Annotated in this window: 17 protein-coding genes and 1 tRNA gene; 9 read left to right on the plus strand and 9 right to left on the minus strand. The window is 45.3% G+C overall.

Going from position 1 to position 16,557, the window contains the following annotated elements; translation table 11 throughout:
• Positions 1 to 208: 208 nt before the first annotated feature.
• The 5 genes from BLU98_RS17615 to BLU98_RS14815 form a co-directional block, all read right to left on the minus strand.
• Entirely contained in the window at positions 209 to 1,936 is a 1,728-nt protein-coding gene (locus BLU98_RS17615) for a PKD-like domain-containing protein (protein ID WP_139173966.1), read from the minus strand.
• Positions 1,937 to 1,964: 28 nt separating this feature from the next.
• Positions 1,965 to 2,534: a hypothetical protein gene (locus BLU98_RS14800; protein WP_139173969.1), complete on the minus strand. Its 570-nt coding sequence runs from the start codon at positions 2,532 to 2,534 to the stop codon at positions 1,965 to 1,967.
• Between the two features lie 162 nt (positions 2,535 to 2,696).
• Positions 2,697 to 4,211, minus strand: coding sequence for an NAD(P)H-hydrate dehydratase (locus BLU98_RS14805; RefSeq protein WP_092726189.1), 1,515 nt, complete (start codon positions 4,209 to 4,211; stop codon positions 2,697 to 2,699).
• 94 nt (positions 4,212 to 4,305) lie between these two features.
• On the minus strand, positions 4,306 to 5,295 hold the full coding sequence (locus tag BLU98_RS14810) for an aspartate-semialdehyde dehydrogenase (protein WP_026774088.1): 990 nt from the start codon (positions 5,293 to 5,295) through the stop codon (positions 4,306 to 4,308).
• Positions 5,296 to 5,498: 203 nt separating this feature from the next.
• Complete coding sequence (locus tag BLU98_RS14815; RefSeq protein WP_092726190.1) at positions 5,499 to 6,419, minus strand: PfkB family carbohydrate kinase; 921 nt, start codon at positions 6,417 to 6,419, stop codon at positions 5,499 to 5,501.
• Between the two features lie 127 nt (positions 6,420 to 6,546).
• Between BLU98_RS14815 and BLU98_RS14820 the strand changes: the two genes are divergently transcribed.
• Together BLU98_RS14820 and paaE are read left to right on the plus strand one after the other, a co-directional pair.
• Positions 6,547 to 7,140 (plus strand): TetR/AcrR family transcriptional regulator, encoded by a 594-nt coding sequence (locus BLU98_RS14820; protein WP_026774090.1) that lies wholly within the window; start codon positions 6,547 to 6,549, stop codon positions 7,138 to 7,140.
• Positions 7,141 to 8,223, plus strand: coding sequence for a 1,2-phenylacetyl-CoA epoxidase subunit PaaE (gene paaE, locus BLU98_RS14825; protein ID WP_092726191.1), 1,083 nt, complete (start codon positions 7,141 to 7,143; stop codon positions 8,221 to 8,223).
• On the opposite strand, the gene BLU98_RS14830 is transcribed toward paaE, so the two are convergent.
• The gene (locus tag BLU98_RS14830; protein WP_092726195.1) at positions 8,224 to 8,880 is read right to left on the minus strand and encodes a GDSL-type esterase/lipase family protein; all 657 of its coding nucleotides are present in this window, start codon (positions 8,878 to 8,880) and stop codon (positions 8,224 to 8,226) included. It lies immediately after the preceding gene.
• Here BLU98_RS14830 and BLU98_RS14835 point away from each other — a divergent pair.
• The 7 genes from BLU98_RS14835 to paaI are packed head-to-tail and all read left to right on the plus strand — an operon-like array spanning position 8,868 to position 12,943.
• Positions 8,868 to 9,104, plus strand: coding sequence for a hypothetical protein (locus tag BLU98_RS14835; protein ID WP_092726197.1), 237 nt, complete (start codon positions 8,868 to 8,870; stop codon positions 9,102 to 9,104). The genes BLU98_RS14830 and BLU98_RS14835 overlap by 13 nt on opposite strands.
• A gap of 54 nt (positions 9,105 to 9,158) precedes the next feature.
• Positions 9,159 to 10,091, plus strand: coding sequence for a 1,2-phenylacetyl-CoA epoxidase subunit PaaA (gene paaA, locus BLU98_RS14840; RefSeq protein ID WP_037327254.1), 933 nt, complete (start codon positions 9,159 to 9,161; stop codon positions 10,089 to 10,091).
• An 8-nt stretch (positions 10,092 to 10,099) separates the two neighbouring features.
• Complete coding sequence (gene paaB, locus BLU98_RS14845; protein ID WP_092726199.1) at positions 10,100 to 10,468, plus strand: 1,2-phenylacetyl-CoA epoxidase subunit PaaB; 369 nt, start codon at positions 10,100 to 10,102, stop codon at positions 10,466 to 10,468.
• A gap of 3 nt (positions 10,469 to 10,471) precedes the next feature.
• A complete protein-coding gene (gene paaC, locus BLU98_RS14850) occupies positions 10,472 to 11,212 on the plus strand; it encodes a 1,2-phenylacetyl-CoA epoxidase subunit PaaC (RefSeq protein WP_092726202.1) in 741 nt (246 codons plus the stop codon).
• Positions 11,206 to 11,697, plus strand: a complete 492-nt coding sequence (paaD, locus tag BLU98_RS14855) for a 1,2-phenylacetyl-CoA epoxidase subunit PaaD (RefSeq protein ID WP_092726204.1) — start codon at positions 11,206 to 11,208, stop codon at positions 11,695 to 11,697. The genes paaC and paaD overlap by 7 nt, the downstream gene beginning before the upstream one ends.
• A 42-nt stretch (positions 11,698 to 11,739) precedes the next feature.
• Complete coding sequence (locus tag BLU98_RS14860) at positions 11,740 to 12,516, plus strand: enoyl-CoA hydratase-related protein (protein ID WP_026774097.1); 777 nt, start codon at positions 11,740 to 11,742, stop codon at positions 12,514 to 12,516.
• 1 nt (position 12,517) lies between these two features.
• Positions 12,518 to 12,943, plus strand: coding sequence for a hydroxyphenylacetyl-CoA thioesterase PaaI (gene paaI / locus BLU98_RS14865; RefSeq protein ID WP_026774098.1), 426 nt, complete (start codon positions 12,518 to 12,520; stop codon positions 12,941 to 12,943).
• A 65-nt stretch (positions 12,944 to 13,008) separates the two neighbouring features.
• On the opposite strand, the gene BLU98_RS14870 is transcribed toward paaI, so the two are convergent.
• The 3 genes from BLU98_RS14870 to BLU98_RS14880 all read right to left on the minus strand — a co-directional run bounded on the left by BLU98_RS14870 (position 13,009) and on the right by BLU98_RS14880 (position 16,547).
• Positions 13,009 to 13,079: transfer RNA gene (locus BLU98_RS14870), tRNA-Cys, on the minus strand.
• 225 nt (positions 13,080 to 13,304) lie between these two features.
• Positions 13,305 to 15,047, minus strand: coding sequence for an endo-dextranase (locus tag BLU98_RS14875; protein WP_092726206.1), 1,743 nt, complete (start codon positions 15,045 to 15,047; stop codon positions 13,305 to 13,307).
• 42 nt (positions 15,048 to 15,089) lie between these two features.
• Positions 15,090 to 16,547: a SusE domain-containing protein gene (locus tag BLU98_RS14880; protein ID WP_026774100.1), complete on the minus strand. Its 1,458-nt coding sequence runs from the start codon at positions 16,545 to 16,547 to the stop codon at positions 15,090 to 15,092.
• Between the last annotated feature and the right edge of the window lie 10 nt (positions 16,548 to 16,557).

Below are 16,557 nucleotides of genomic sequence, written 5' to 3' on the forward strand. Positions count from 1 at the left end.
GTGAGTCGAGGGATCTGCCGGATGTTCAGTGAGATCCCTCGGCTACACTTATAATGATACGCTTAGCGTTGATTTGATAATCAATCTAATACAACAGAGTATCATCGTTATATTTTACCAGCTTTTGGGGGCTGGATACTCGGGATGCTGTTTAGATTTAGAAGACGCACTTTCTTTTGAGACATGAACTGGTATAACATAGAATGAACTATTGCTTTATTATTTGTAAACTACTCCATTGAGCACCATTAAATGCATGGAGAAAATAAATACCAGGTGTTAAGTCTGACAGATTAATGGTAGTCTTCGTAACACCGACAGGATAATCCAATTGTTTCCTTGGAATGCCTGATTGTGAAGTTATTTTCAATTGATATATTTTAACTGCTTTTGTAGTTTGTCCAAAAGTGGAGGAAGGTTGTTTTACACTTATAGTCATAGTGCTAGTGGCGGGGTTCGGCGCTGCCATAACTGCGTAGCCACAACTATTCACCTGCACATTTGCAATTCCTGGGCTTCCTCCGGCATCACAGGCATTTGCAACCCTTACACCTATTTGTACTGTCCCTATATTGGTTCCTGCGTTTAAAAGTAAATGCGGGGTACCCTGACCACTTATATATGTCCAATCTCCCGGCCAAAACCAGGCGTAATTGGTTGCTCCTACAAGAGTATTAGTATTATATGCCACATTGGGTTGACTCGTACATACTGTTGTAGGCCCACTTACAGGATAGTCTCCACTGCTGTAGCCCCCGGCACGGACTTGCATTGTCTGTGTATTTAGCTGGCCGCAAGAGTTAATAGAAGCTGTCAACGTAACATTGCCATAGGTTATATAACTGATTGAAGTTTGCTGTGCATTGGGGCTTGCAATGCTTACAATTCCACTTGGCGAGGCTGACCAATTTACAGTTGCACTACCGCAAGACAGGTTAGTGATAGAGTAGTTACCCGGAGTATTAAGGCATATTGTTGATGGACCGTTGATATAATACGAAGGAGTTCCCACCGTCGCCGAAATAGTACCTGCATTATAATTGGTTCCATTTACGATAGCAGTGACCGCAACATTGCTGGGTCCATTGTCACAGGCAGCTATTGAAAGAGTAAGTGTATTTGTTGTAGTAGTCACTGTTTGGGGTGCAGGAGATCCATTCAGTAACCAGCCGCTTGATGTAGAGCCAAAGTTCCAGAGATAAGAAACTGTAGCTCCAGATGGAATGCCTGATCCGTTTACAGTGAAAGTTTGTGTAAGAGTCGTTCCACAAGTTTTAGACACTCTTACCGGCGATACATTAAATGAGGTCGCTGGCGACTCAATAATGGTTATTTTATTGATCAACGTTTGATTATTACCAGTAGGGGAACTGCCTCCACCGCTTGCCAGGAATATTAAATATGCTGTGCCGGCCGATTGAGAGGAAAAGCTCGGGAGTGTATAAGTTTGCTTAGTACCACTGGTATAGAAAAAACCAACAGTATTTTGAGTTAGCCCACCCCAACTATTTTGATTGACAGGACCGCAGGGTGTTGGGTTCGTTACATTAGGATCTGGCAGTGAAGCAAAATATGAAACATTTACACTTGGAAAGTTTCCCGAGCTAGCGCCATCTACGCCTGTAACATCCATTTGTATAGTATAGGAGTAATTCGCTTTAAAAGGATAAGCAATTGCATATGCTGTTCCTAAATTAGTCGATAAGGTCTGTCCTGTCCACGACTGTAAAACAATATTTGTACCGTCAAATGACACCCCTCCGGAAACGGGATAGTGTGTATACCCTCCTATAACAGCAGGAGTAGCAGAATTGAATACATTACAAACACCTGTGGGAAGTCCGCTCGTGGGATAATTAATAGTATTAGAGGTTTGAGCGGAAAGTTTTACAATATTTACAATAATGCAAATAGACAAAAGTAAATTTTTGCTCATAATATCTGATTTTTAGTGTAGAATTCCATTATTTCATTAAATGAATCTGTAACCCGATATTTGTTTGAAAGCCACTGGTTGTTGCTTCTGCTTTTGTGTCTCTGTAATTAAAATATCCTACTACCATCTCAACGCCGACATTGCTATTTAGGTAAATAACCGGGCCCGCAAAAAATGAATACTTATTGATTTTAGCATCCGATATAGGATAATATCCCGATGCTTTATTCGACCCAAAAGCATAATTTCCCTCAACAAGTACATTGACTTGTTTTTCTTTGTTTAATAGATAATAACGCGTAAACAATCCATATAGGAAGTGGTTATTGTTAACATGCAGGGTTGTAGTCGAAGTAGGGTATCCATCCCTTTGTAATGTGATATCTAATTTAATCCCTGCTACTAATTTATCCCACAGAAAGTAGCCGACATTAGGAGCTATCTGGAAGAGATTAGTTCGAACATGATTTGTGGATGAATTTGTACTTGCGCTGAAACTAAAATTTCCTCCAACAAGCCAGGTCTTTTTATCTAATTGCGCCTTTGTAAAGAAGAATAATAAACAAAATGCCAACGATAGTACTAATTGCTTTTTCATTGTGGCAAGCATCTAATGATTAAATATATAAATTGAGTATATTAACCCGAGTATATATCTTTTACAAGAAAGGCATTTTTGCAAAAAGAAAAAAGGGGGGTATCCCCCTTTTTTAGTTCAGATTGGGAAATGCCAATTCAATGCGTTTTTTTGAGTAGAACCTCATCCCGAGCAGCCGAGGGATGACGTTGTGTTAATCTTTAACCTGTTAAATGCATTACCTAACGATTCGATCAAGTCGCTGGGCAATAAAGATTCCACCGACTGTTGTTTCAAAGCAATATCTCCTGCGAGTCCGTGTAAATACACACCTAGTATGGCTGCATGTAACGGATCATAACCTTGTGCCAGCAATGCGGTCAATATACCTGTCAATACATCACCTGAACCACCTTTTGCCATTCCCACATTGCCGGTGGTATTGAACCATGCCCTGCCATGCGCAGCAACCAATGTACGATGTCCTTTCAGTATGATGATGAAGTGATATTGTGCAGAAAGTTGAATAGCTTTCCTGTATCGCTCCAGCGTATCTTCACTGGTACCGAATAACCTGTCGAACTCTTTGGGATGCGGCGTAAACAATGAACCAGGTGGTATCGAAGTTAGCTTTTCAGTATGCTGTGATAAAATAGTGAGCGCATCTGCATCTAGTACCATCGGCTTATTATTTTGCTGCAACAGATTGAAGAGCAAATCTTTTTCTTTCGTTGAAAGACCCAGTCCCGGACCAGCTGCTATAGCGCTGTAAGCATGTATGTCGGGCAGCCCGGCTTCACGCACAATGGTCATCGCTTCCGACACAGCTGTTTGTATAATTGGTAGTCCATCATCCGGAACACATGTTGTAAGTAAGCCTACGCCTGAACGAAGACAGGCCTTTGCCGCCAAAATTGCTGCACCCATTTTTCCTTTATTTCCTGCCAGCAGCAGCGCATGACCATAATTTCCTTTATGGGAAAACCGGTCTCTTCCTTTCAACAGGCAGGCAGCATCTTGTTGTTCTACAAGTTCTGCCACAGCATCGATGGTAGATAAATACGAGTGCATCAGCCCAATATCAAGTACCGTTATATCTCCTGTGTATTTACCATATTCGGGAAGAAGAAAAGCATATTTAAGCGATTGAAAAGTGAGTGTACGGTGGGCTCGAAGCACTGGCGCATCAACAAAGAAATTGTCTACCGGCATACCGCTGGGCACATCAATAGCGATGACTTTTGCATTTGATTGATTGATGTGTTCTGCCAGTGCAGCAGCAAGATCGTGGAGTGGTCTGTTCAAACCCGTACCAAACAAAGCGTCTATAACCAGGTGGTCTTGTTCAATAACAGGAAATACGGCAGGTGATTGTATAAAATGGATGTCTTTACTGAGCCGGTGTAATTTTTCGAGGTTGCGCTGGAAATCATCGGTGCCTTTGGACCCATATTCCAGTATGTAAACCGTTACTGCGGCACCTGCTGCTATCATCTGCCTCGCAATGACCAGACCATCGCCGCCATTATTGCCTTTGCCGCAGAAGATCAGCAAGGGCATTTCATTGTATTTGTGTTCGATCAGCCATTCCGTGCATTTGAGCCCGGCTCTTTCCATCAGGTCAATAGAAGCGATGGGCTCGTGCTGCATGGTATATGCATCCCATTGCTGGCATTGTTGTGCGCTCAACAATTTCATGGTGCGGTTTGTTGTGCTTTAAAGGTACACAACATCGCATTAAAAAGGGGCTCCATTGCTGAAGCCCCGGTACTCACTCACATTCTTGCAATTATTATAAGATCGATTTGCTCAGGAGATATTCTGCGATCTGCACGGCATTGGTAGCAGCGCCTTTGCGCAGGTTATCGCTCACGATCCACATGTTCAGTGTTTTGGGTTGTGTTTCATCCCTGCGCAGTCTTCCTACAAACACTTCATCTCGTTCGTGCGCATTCAAAGGCATGGGGTACAAGAGTTCAGCATCGTTGTTCTCTACGATCACACCCGGTGCAGCGCTCAGCAATTGCTGTACTTCATTCAGGTCGAAATCGTTTTCAAATTCCACGTTCACGCTTTCGCTGTGGCCACCCACAACCGGAATACGTACGGTAGTAGCCGTTACGCGGATCGAATCGTCCTGCATGATTTTTTTTGTCTCATTCACCATTTTCATTTCTTCTTTGGTATAACCGTTGTCGAGGAACACATCAATCTGCGGGATCACGTTGAGGTCGATTTGGTATTTATAAGCCATATCACCTTTCACACCTTTTCTTTCATTGAACAACTGATCTACCGCTTTTTTGCCGGTACCGGTAACACTCTGGTAAGTGCTTACCACTACCCTTTTGATTTTATAACGGGCATGCAGCGGCTGCAAGGCCACCACCATTTGTATGGTAGAGCAGTTAGGATTAGCAATGATGTAATCGTTGCCGGTGAGCACCGATGCATTTACTTCAGGCACCACCAGTTTTTTGGTGGGGTCCATACGCCATGCAGAAGAGTTATCGATCACGCGGATGCCTGCTTCGGCAAATTTGGGCGCCCATTCCAGGGATGTGCTTCCACCGGCAGAGAAAATAGCTACAGCGGGCTTGGCGGCGATACCATCGGCCATGCTCACCACTTTGTATTTTTTCCCTTTGAATTCTACTTCCTTACCTACTGATCTTTCAGATGCTACAGGAACCAATTCTGTTACGGGGAAGTTGCGTTCGGCCAGCACCTGCAACATTTTGGTGCCTACCAGTCCGGTTGCACCTACAACAGCTACTTTCATTTTGTCTACGTTTTTTTAAGGGTTACGTATCCCTTTTTTTTGAGGTTGATTAAAAAGAAAGAGGCCTTCCTGTTTGGGAAGGCCTCTGAGTATATTTTGTCATACACAAACGATCAGGCACCTTCCCGTCAGAGAGGTTTCTTAATACGTTTTGTATGTTTCATGTTCATCATTGCCCGGCGAAGATAGTGGTAAATCTGTTATTAAACCAAATCAATGTCAAAATTCACCAGTTGCACAAACTGTTCAAGGCGTGCATCGATATCACTTTTGCCGATCTCGCGCAGGCGTTGCGTACCGAATTTCTCTACGCAGAACGAGGCCATAGCGCTACCCAGGATAATGGCTGTTTTCATATTCTCGAAAGAGATATCGCGGGTTTTAGCCAGGTGGCCGATAAAGCCTCCGGCAAAAGTATCGCCGGCTCCGGTGGGGTCGAACACATCTTCCAGGGGCAGGGCGGGAGCAAAGAATACCTTATTCTCATGGAACAGCAGCGCGCCGTGTTCTCCCTTTTTGATGATCACAAAGTGGGGGCCCATTTTTTCAATAACTGCTGCAGCTTTCACCAATGAAAATTCTCCGCTCAGCTGGCGGGCTTCACTGTCGTTCACCATCAATACATCCACCATGGCCAGGGTCTTCTTCAATTCATCCATGGCCACTTCCATCCAGAAATTCATGGTGTCCATAACGATGAGTTTCGGACGGGTCTTCAATTGCTCAATCACACTGCGTTGTACAGATGGAAGCAGGTTGCCCAGCATCAGGAACTCACAGTCCTGGTAGCTTTCAGGCACCACCGGCTCAAAATTGGCCAGCACGTTCAACTGTGTATCCAGCGTGTCGCGGGTGTTCATATCCATGTGGTAGCGGCCGCTCCAAAAAAAGGTTTTCTCGTCCTTTTTCACCTGCACCCCTTCCAGGGTAACGCCCCTGGCAGTAAGCGCATCCAGTTCTGACTGCGGGAAATCGCCGCCTACTACAGATATCTGTTTAACCGGGGTGAAGTTGGAAGCGCACCAGGCAATATAAGTGCCCGCTCCGCCAATGATCTTATCACTTTTCCCGAAAGGGGTTTCAATGGCGTCGAAAGCCATGGATCCGACAACAACTAATGACATAATGGATATAAGGTTGGTTACCGGGGAGCGAAACTAGGTCTTTCAAAGGAGTATAAAAAAACTAACATAATAAGATTTTAAGCTGCGATTATTTCCCTAACACGCGTTAGTATGTTATATTCGCGTTATGGCCAGGATAAAAACAGAGAAAAACGTATCGCGTAAAGAGGTGATCGTTACCAAAGCAGCTGCCCTTTTCAGGGAGAAAGGTTTCAAAGCTGCCAGCATGCGCGATCTTGCTGAAGCAGTAGGTGTGGAAGCAGCCAGCCTGTACAACCACATCAAATCCAAAACCGAATTGCTGCACGAATTATGCTTCAGTGTTGCCAACCGTTTCATGCATTATATAGACGAAGTAGAAGCAGAAAAGATCACCGCCATAGAGAAAATTGAAAAGTTGATGCGCTTTCACATCGATGAAATGGTGCATCATTACGAAGAAGTTTATGTGAGCGACCGCGAATGGAAGCACCTGGCCGATCCTTATCTTTCGAATTATCAGAACCAGCGCCGCATCTACCGCAAACGCTTTGCTTCCATCATCGAAGCAGGCATTCGCAATAAAGAGATCAAAAAAATAGACGCACCTACCGCCGTACTCATCATGTTGCACGCAGTGAGCGGCATTGAAAGCTGGCACCGCTCCAAGCAAAGGATCAGTGCAGAAGAGCTGGAAGAAAACATGATCACCATACTGGTAGGCGGATTAACGAATAAATAAATGTCATCCCATTTTCACCCGTTAGCGGTAAAGGAAATCAGGAAAGAAACGAATGATTGTGTTTCCATCCGTTTTGATATTCCCGATCCTTTAAAACCTATTTTTCAATACAAGCAAGGGCAGCACATTACGTTGCGCGCCTTCGTGAACGGACAGGAACTCCGCCGCTCTTATTCTCTTTGCAGCTCTCCGCTTGACTGTGATGAGTTTCGCATTGCAGTGAAGAAAATAGACCAGGGCCTGTTTTCCGCTTTCGCCAATGAACAATTAAAAGTGGGCGATGTGTTAGAATTGATGCCTCCCATGGGTAATTTCTTTACCGAACTGCATCCTACTCATCACAAACAATACGTTGCTTTTGCAGCCGGCAGCGGCATCACGCCCCTGTTCTCCACCATCAAAACCGTATTGCGCACCGAGCCCAACAGCAGCTTCACATTGATATATGGCAACCGCAACAGGCATTCCATTATTTTCAGGGAAGAGCTGGAAGGACTAAAAAACAAATACATCGATCGTTTGCAGATCGTGTATATACTCTCCCGCGAAAAAACAGACGCGCCCATCAATGCAGGACATATCGATGAAGCAAAATGCAAGCTGCTCTTTGATAAAATAATCGATGTGCACAGCGCTGATGAATTTTTTATCTGTGGTCCGGAAGCCATGATCTTTACCGTGAAAGAACAATTGGAAAAAGCCGGCGTTGCCAAAAAGAAAATTCATTTTGAATTGTTCTCTTCACCAGGCCAATCAACACCTGTTGCCATCAGCGAAGCAAGCAAAAAAGAAAGCCAGGCAAAGAGCAAGATCACCGTAAGGCTCGATGGCGTAAGTTTTGATTTCGATCTCGGCTACGATGAAGAAGCCATACTGGACGCCGCTTTGAAGCAAGGCGCCGACCTCCCATACTCCTGCAAAGGAGGTGTATGTTGCACCTGTCGTGCCAAACTGGTGGAAGGAGAAGTAGCCATGGATGTCAACTACGGACTGGAACCGGAAGAACTGGCGCGCGGTTTTATTCTTACCTGCCAGTCGCACCCGAGATCGGCCAGGCTGGTAGTGGATTTCGATGCCAAATGATCATCCTTTTTTCAAATGAGGCCGGATGATGCCCTGCCATAACTTGTATCCTTTTTCATTCATGTGCAAACTGTCGCTGGTAAATAATGCGCCGTTTACAATTCCATCTGCCCGCAGCATGGGACGATGAATATCAATAAATGTTGCTTTGCGTTGCCTGGCCATGAACTGTGCGATCAGGTGGTTTGCTTCGTTGATCACATGCTCCAGGCGCCAGCGGCTGGGACTGGGTTTGATGGATACATACGCTACCGGTACTTCACCCAATGTATGCCTGATCATACCAAACAATTGTTTAAACCTTTTCAATACTATTTGCGCCGTTACTGTATCCGATACAGCCAGGTCATTATCACCACAATAGATAACGATCTGTGAAGGCTTGTAAGCATAGATAACATCCGGTGCAAAATGAATAAGGTCGGGCAATGTAGAACCGCCAAAGCCCCGGTTAATAATGCGATAGCCAGGAAAATACGCTTGCACATCCTGCCATTTGCGGAAGGAGGAACTACCTACAAATAAAATACTGCCTGGCAACGGTGCCTTGATACTGTCTGCTTTTTTAAACGCATCAATCTCTTCCTGAAAAGGAACTTGTGCTGTCAACAGCAGGCCTGAAAAACAAGTCAGTAAAAAAAGAAATGATTTTTTCATTGCAGAAAGATAAGGAAAGGAGGAGTAGTCTTACTTCGCTTTTTCAGGTACTGTTCAAAGATACGCTGCCATACCTGGTCAATACGTGGGTCGCCCCTTATGCGCTCATCCTTCGCCTTTTCTTCACCTCTACAACGAAGAAAACAGCTCCCCGCCCCAACGGAAGTACTTATTTGGTACCTGTCAACTACGAACATCCATCGAATAACATCCGAACACACTAACACCCGTTAGCATTATAGTGTATTCTTTCGTATTTTTACAGCAAAGAATTCGTCATGGGCTTAACTAATGAAGCTATATTCCAGGATAAGATCGATAAAGAAATCAGGATCGAGCCGCGCGACTGGATGCCGGAAAAATACCGGCAAACATTGATCCGGCAGATCAGTCAGCATGCACATAGTGAAATCGTAGGCATGCTGCCCGAAGGCAACTGGATCACGCGTGCACCCAACCTGCGCCGCAAAGCCATTTTATTGGCCAAAGTACAGGATGAAGCAGGTCATGGTCTTTATTTGTATTCAGCTGCTGAAACATTGGGCATCAGTCGCGATGAAATGTACGAGCAACTGCACAGCGGCAAAGCAAAATATTCTTCCATCTTCAATTACCCTACCCTCACCTGGGCCGATATGGGCGCTATCGGCTGGCTGGTAGACGGTGCGGCCATCATGAACCAGGTGCCTTTGTGCAGAACCAGTTACGGACCTTATGCCCGCGCCATGGTGCGTGTGTGCAAAGAAGAAAGTTTTCATCAACGACAGGGTTTTGAAATACTGCTTACGCTGAGTCGCGGTACCGAAGCGCAACGCGCGATGGCACAGGATGCCGTGAACCGCTGGTGGTGGCCCAGTGTCATGATGTTTGGGCCGAAAGACGATGAGAGTCCCAATTCACAGTTGAGTATGAAATGGAAGATCAAACGTTTCAGCAACGATGAACTGCGCCAGAAATTCATCGATATCTGCGCAGAGCAGGTAAAGACGTTGAACCTCAGTTTGCCCGATCCGGATCTGCGTTGGAATGAAGCAAGAGGACATTATGATTTTGGCGCTATCAATTGGGATGAGTTCTGGCAGGTGATACAGGGCAATGGCCCCTGCAACAAAGAAAGGCTCAACGCCCGCAGGAAAGCCTGGGAAGATGGCGCCTGGGTGCGTGAAGCCGCTGCCGCACATGCATCGAAAAAGAAACAACAAGCAGCTTAATTATTGTCATGAAAGCATATATCCGGAAATATTATTACGGCGATTACGGTGAATCGAAACAGGGACCTGCCGATGTTTCCACGGGAGCACGCAACAAGCATGAATGGCCTTTATGGGAAATATTCATCCGCAGCAAACAGGGGCTCGATCACAAACATGTGGGCAGTCTGCACGCAGCCGATGCAGCGATGGCTATAGAGAATGCAAGGGATGTGTATACCCGCAGGATGGAAGGCGTGAGCATCTGGGTAGTGGAAAGCAAATACATCCATGCCAGCAATCCCGATGAAGCAGCCTCTTTGTACGATCCCGCGAATGATAAAGCTTACCGGCATCCTACTTTTTACGATCTTCCACAGGAACTGAAACATATTTAGATCATGCATGATCCTCTTCTCCATTATTGCTTATTCCTGGCCGACAGTGCACTGATATTAGGACATCGCAACAGCGAATGGTGCGGTCACGGACCGGTGCTGGAACAGGATATTGCATTGACCAATATTGCACTCGACCTCATTGGACAGGCACGCAACTTGTACCAGTATGCCGCATCGATACAAGGGGGTGATGCAACAGAAGATACGCTGGCTTACCTGCGCGATGAAAGAGCATACAAGAATTGCCTGTTGGTGGAATTGCCCAATGGCCATTGGGGACAAACCGTGTTACGTCAATTCTTTTTCAGCACCTATCAATACTATTTGTTCCAGCAACTGATCAATAGCACTGATGTGCAACTGGCTGCCATTGCCGAAAAATCGCTGAAAGAAGTCACTTATCATGTTCGCTGGAGCAGTGAATGGGTAATCCGTTTGGGCGACGGAACAGAAGAAAGCAAACAAAAAATGGAAGAAGCGGTTGACAACTTATGGTCTTATACAGGAGAACTTTTTGTACCTGCTGCATACGAAACACCAGGCTTTGGTGTTGACCTGAACGTTGTTCAAATGCAGTGGCAACAGAAAGTTGCAGCAATACTGGACGAAGCAACATTGGCATTATCCCAGCAAGGCTGGATGCAAAAAGGCGGCAAAGAAGGCGCCCATACAGAACACCTCGGTTATATACTGGCCGAAATGCAGAGCTTGCAAAGAACCTATCCCGGCGCAAGATGGTAAATGAAGCTACGATATGGAAACTATTTGAAAACATATTCGACCCTGAAGTGCCTGTATTAAGCATCCTCGACCTGGGCATTGTGCGGGAAGTGCATGTAAAGAGTAAACAGGAAGTGGAAATAGTGATCACACCTACCTATTCCGGTTGTCCCGCCATGGACGTCATTGGCATGAGTATACGGATGGCGCTGTTACAGGAAGGGTTTACACAGGTACAGGTAAAGCAGGTATTGTCTCCGGCCTGGACCACCGATTGGATGAGCGAAAGCGGCAAACAAAAACTGAAAGCCTATGGCATAGCGCCCCCCAATCACAAGCAACTGGTGTGCACGCCCGACGCTTTCCAGGAAGAAGAGGCTGTACAATGCCCGCATTGCGGCTCTTATCATACACAGTTGGTTTCCCGTTTTGGCTCTACGGCCTGCAAAGCCCTTTACCAGTGCAACGACTGCCAGGAGCCTTTCGATTATTTCAAATGTCATTAACGCAAAAATGAATGCGTATCTTTAATAACAGATTCATCGGCTATGTGTCCTATTCTTTTTCATATTGAGAACGGCATCGCTTATATCACGTTGAACAGGCCCGATAAACTCAACGCTTTCAACCGTGAGATGGCATTGCTTTTACAGGCCCGTCTCGATGAAGCCGCATCGCTGCATGAAGTGCGTTGTGTGTATCTCACAGGAGCCGGCAAAGGATTCTGCGCGGGACAGGATCTCGCCGAAGTGGCAGACCCCGAGGGTCCCGGCATGCAAAAGATCTTAAGCGAACATTACAACCCCATCATCACCCGTATATGTCACATGCCCAAACCGGTGGTGGCCGCAGTGAATGGCATAGCAGCAGGCGCGGGCGCTAATATGGCATTGGCCTGCGATGTAGTGGTGGCGGCACGCTCTGCTTCTTTTATACAGGCTTTCTCTAAAATAGGATTGATACCCGATAGCGGCGGCACTTATCTCCTGCCCCGTTTGGTTGGCTGGCAGAAAGCGAGTGCATTGATGATGCTGGGTGAAAAACTGCCGGCAGACGAAGCCGAAAAAATAGGCATGCTCTATAAAGTGATAGATGATGCAGATTTTGCAGCAGAGACTAAAAAAATGGCGGCCACACTGGCCCAATTACCCACCAGGGCATTGGCATATATCAAACATGCCCTCAATTTATCGGCCACCAACCACCTCGAAGCGCAACTACAGCTCGAAGATGAATACCAGCAAAAAGCCGCTGCTACCAACGATTTCAAAGAAGGAGTGAAATCTTTCCTCGAAAAAAGAGTTCCCGCTTTTAAAGGATATTGATATGAACGAAAAGGATGTATTAGCCCGCCAGGCTGTAGACTATATGATGCAGAAAGATTATTTCAGCCAGTGGATGGGTGTTACCGTTTTAGCAGTGAAAGAAGGTTACAGCAAAATACAAATGACATTGCGTAAAGAAATGATGAATGGATTTGGCATCGCGCATGGCGGTGTTACATTCGCATTGGCCGACAGTGCATTTGCCTTCGCTTGTAACAGCGATGCCAAAGTTACCGTGGCATTGGATGTTTCCATCTCTTTCCCCAAACCCGGACTGGAAGGCGATATATTAACCGCAGAAGCCAAAAAGATCAACCAAACCAATCGCACCGGTTTGTACCTGATAGAAGTAACCAACCAGCGAAATGAATTAGTAGCGTTGTTCAAAGGCACCTGTTATAAAACAGAAAAAGACCTGATCAAATAAAAGGGACCGCATAAAAATGCAGTCCCGCTCTTCTCGATTGCTTGTACGATAACCTGTCATTATCGAGGTCATGGACGGATTTGAACCGCCGTATAAGGTTTTGCAGACCTGTGCCTCACCGCTCGGCCACATGACCAAAATGATTCTTTGATCGCTGTAATACATTCAGTAAATGAAAGAATAAAATCAATAGCCCTTTCAGCAACAACATCGTCCGGAACGGACATGACCAATTATAATATTATTCCATTTCATAGAGCAATATTAAAGCGAAAATATTAATCTACCAAATTAGTAGACTATTATTTTTCGTAGTGCTGCTAATACTTCTGCAGCACTACGAAAATGTTATCTGAATGACTTACTCAATTACCACCATATCCCAGTATTTCAACTGCGGCAATGTAACCTTAATGGTATTGCCATTCTGTGTAAATGAAAGCTGTTGCGGAACTCCGTGGTTATCATCCGGACTGGCAACCCATACTTTATGTACCGGGCCATCATAGCTCACTTCAATATCTGCGCCGGTAATATTTACAGGGGTTGTTTGATTACCATCCGTATCGCGCCAGCTGAAATGTGCAGCATTGGCAAAATTGATGAAATGCAATACCTGCGCAGCTCCTATCTTCTTTCCCTGAACAGCTACTTTACCGGTTTGCAGCGGCCATGCGCCAACGTTCATTTTGGCATTGGTGCATGTTACAGGAACCGTATTGAAACTACCACCATCACGAAGCAGGTTTTCATACGCAACCAGGAAGTCGTAATACGCCGTCATGGCATTGCTCAATTCGGCGCTCATCTTTAAATTATTATTCGGGAAATATTCTTTACAGAGCATGTGCTCCCCCAATTCAAGATGAGATCCCCCGAACGAAAAGATGACTGCATTGGTAAGCAACACGCCCGGCGTATTAAAATAACCTCCTTTATCTGCCAGCCTATAATCCATATATGCTGTCAGCACCGTTCTTTTTCCATTATTCGCCCAGCTATCGTTGTCTTGTATGATCCGTGCGAGATCGGCATAGTTTTCATTGGGATTCCATACTTCCGTATACAGGAAATCAACAGGCGATGGTGCAATACCCTGCTGCTGTCCAAATTGATTAACAGCATTCATCACCAACTTTTTAGCAGGTGCCGCCGATTTCATGGCAGTTAAAAACGAACCGTAACCTGTTGCAAGATCTGCAATAGTTCCATTGTATGTATAATTCTTACCCAAATCGCCCAACTGGTCTACATGAAACCCGTCGAAGTCATACACGGAATACACATCATTGTTCTTCGCCGCAAGATAATTTTGCCAGCTGTTGTTAGAAGGATCCAGCAGCCATATATTACTTTTAAACAAGGGCGCCGGCAAATTGAGAGCGGCTTTCGAAGCATGAGCAGCATCGGTATACAGGTACCACTGATCAGATACCCCTGCCGCCGCAGCATCGTTCAATGCACCATAACAAAGATTGTAGAACATGGCTTTCATGCTATAACCATGCGCCAGTGAAATATACTTTTGAACAGTGCTTTTATACGTATCCCTGTTGGCAATATCTTTCCATTGGTCGGCGGGATTGGATACCGTACCAGCCAGCGGTAAATGATGCTCGTAATGCCAATCATAAAACTGTATACCATTAATATGATATCTGTTGAGGTTAGTCATAACAGACAGCATACTATCATTACTCAGTTTACCGTACGACGAAAGGAATCCGTACCGGGGAAATTTCGTCCAGTCACTACTCACATCAACAGCAATGCTGGCAATGGTTTTATTAACCCCGTTCTCCTTGTCAAACACTTCCACCAGATATCCCGAAAAATCTGCAGATGGCGCTTGCCAACTCCAGGAATTACCAGTCAGCGGCTCTTCAGAGAGCACAGTGTTCAAATGCCTGTAACGCACAAAGCTGCCGGCCGGAACCGTATTGATGGTAAGCATCACTTTATCTCCGGGATGGTAACTCGCTTTATCGCTTGTAAGCGTATAAGTGGTCATTCCCGGCGTAACAGGGTTGGCATACGCTTCATCATCCTTCTTACAGGAAGTGAGTATCACAAATATGATAGAGAGAATGAATAATCGATTCATTGTTTTTTGTTTATTCGAATTAAATACTAACGATCATCATTGCTATAGCTTCTGTATCTGGATCGTTTCATGCAACTGGTCCAATGTGACCTTGTAATTTCCGGGAACAGTGATCTGCCATTTATTATCCGGGTTACCCGAAGGAATGAATTTGGCAAGCGTGCTGCTGATCGGTTGGTGATTCACCATAGGCATAAAATAATCGCAGCCCCAGTTTCCTGTTGTGGTAGGTATTTTAAACTCTCCTGCCGTCATAGCTCCCTGCCAGGTAAAGAGGTAGGGATTTGTGGGGTCGGCAGTCATGGGCGCCGGGCTGTTAATATTCCAACCAACCGGCGTGGCATCACCCACCAGCCACAATTGTTTATACGGCGTAAATGGTTGGATGTTGATCTTCATGTTCAGCAGGTCCAGCTTGATCTTATAAGGCCCTGCTGTTGTGATCTGCCATTTGTTATCCGGACTACCGCCTCGTACCAGTTGCACATCTGTTGCCGATAAAGCCGGATGGTTTGCCAAAGGCATATAATAATCGGTACCCCAGTTTCCTGTTGCAGTAGGTATCTTGAATTCTCCCGCATTCAACAGTTCATTGTAATTGAACACAAACATATTACCACTGTCAACACGCATTTCATTGGGTGCACTGATGTTCCAGCCATTGGGCGTTGCATCTCCAACGATCCACAAGCGGCTATAAGGTGGAGTCGTGGGTTGTACAGGCTGATTGATCACAATTTTCATACTCAACAGGTTCACCTTAAGTGTATAGATACCGTTAGCAGAAATATGGAATTTATCATCGGCCTGCCCGAAATCGGTTCTGTAAAACAGTGAATCTGCTGCTGTAGCGCTTTTATTATAAGTGGGTATCCACTGACCAAGTGTAGTCAGGAATTTGAAATCACCTATGTTCAGTTGTCCCGTCCATGTAAATCCTCCCGGCTCCGTTGCAATAGCTGTTAAAGCAACGGCTTTCGTATTATCCCAGCCATTGGGCGCCGCATCGCCTATCAGGTACAATGTTTTGGTAACCGGTTGATAAGTGGTAACACTGATTACAGCAACAGGAGATATGTCTGCACTTATACCGGCTACCTGTGTCTGTGCTATTATTCTCGTTTCCAGCATAAACACCGTGCCGGGTGTTGCATTGAAATGATTCCTGAGTGAATCATTTAATGTCCTAACCGAGAATTTGTTGGAATAAACGGCCAGACCCATATCCAGGCTGATGGGGTTCGCGAAATTCGTGCCTTGCTTTGCCAGCTGAAGCGTGTACCGGATAGATGCATTGGTTCCTTTGTTGCTGCCCGATGTCCAGTTCAATATCAACGCATCATTATCCCTGTTCTTTTCCTGCAGTACGATTGTATTTACTGAAGCCGATAAGGCCAATACAGTATTGCCTTTATTCAATTCGGCGTAATTTTCTTTCTTGCAACCGCACATGACCATTACCATGACCAAAACGGTCATTATATATTGAGCGTATTTCATGATTTTACTT

The sequence above is a fragment of the Hydrobacter penzbergensis genome (assembly GCF_900106985.1).
GTDB lineage: Bacteria > Bacteroidota > Bacteroidia > Chitinophagales > Chitinophagaceae > Sediminibacterium > Sediminibacterium magnilacihabitans.

Bases quoted from the DNA above. Each gene is read 5' to 3' on its own strand.
- BLU98_RS17615 (WP_139173966.1), bottom strand. From the start codon at position 1,936: ATGAGCAAAAATTTACTTTTGTCTATTTGCATTATTGTAAATATTGTA.
- BLU98_RS14800 (WP_139173969.1), bottom strand. From the start codon at position 2,534: ATGAAAAAGCAATTAGTACTATCGTTGGCATTTTGTTTATTATTCTTC.
- BLU98_RS14805 (WP_092726189.1), bottom strand. From the start codon at position 4,211: ATGAAATTGTTGAGCGCACAACAATGCCAGCAATGGGATGCATATACC.
- BLU98_RS14810 (WP_026774088.1), bottom strand. From the start codon at position 5,295: ATGAAAGTAGCTGTTGTAGGTGCAACCGGACTGGTAGGCACCAAAATG.
- BLU98_RS14815 (WP_092726190.1), bottom strand. From the start codon at position 6,419: ATGTCATTAGTTGTTGTCGGATCCATGGCTTTCGACGCCATTGAAACC.
- BLU98_RS14820 (WP_026774090.1), top strand. From the start codon at position 6,547: ATGGCCAGGATAAAAACAGAGAAAAACGTATCGCGTAAAGAGGTGATC.
- paaE (WP_092726191.1), top strand. From the start codon at position 7,141: ATGTCATCCCATTTTCACCCGTTAGCGGTAAAGGAAATCAGGAAAGAA.
- BLU98_RS14835 (WP_092726197.1), top strand. From the start codon at position 8,868: ATGATTTTTTCATTGCAGAAAGATAAGGAAAGGAGGAGTAGTCTTACT.
- BLU98_RS14830 (WP_092726195.1), bottom strand. From the start codon at position 8,880: ATGAAAAAATCATTTCTTTTTTTACTGACTTGTTTTTCAGGCCTGCTG.
- paaA (WP_037327254.1), top strand. From the start codon at position 9,159: ATGGGCTTAACTAATGAAGCTATATTCCAGGATAAGATCGATAAAGAA.
- paaB (WP_092726199.1), top strand. From the start codon at position 10,100: ATGAAAGCATATATCCGGAAATATTATTACGGCGATTACGGTGAATCG.
- paaC (WP_092726202.1), top strand. From the start codon at position 10,472: ATGCATGATCCTCTTCTCCATTATTGCTTATTCCTGGCCGACAGTGCA.
- paaD (WP_092726204.1), top strand. From the start codon at position 11,206: ATGGTAAATGAAGCTACGATATGGAAACTATTTGAAAACATATTCGAC.
- BLU98_RS14860 (WP_026774097.1), top strand. From the start codon at position 11,740: ATGTGTCCTATTCTTTTTCATATTGAGAACGGCATCGCTTATATCACG.
- paaI (WP_026774098.1), top strand. From the start codon at position 12,518: ATGAACGAAAAGGATGTATTAGCCCGCCAGGCTGTAGACTATATGATG.
- BLU98_RS14875 (WP_092726206.1), bottom strand. From the start codon at position 15,047: ATGAATCGATTATTCATTCTCTCTATCATATTTGTGATACTCACTTCC.
- BLU98_RS14880 (WP_026774100.1), bottom strand. From the start codon at position 16,547: ATGAAATACGCTCAATATATAATGACCGTTTTGGTCATGGTAATGGTC.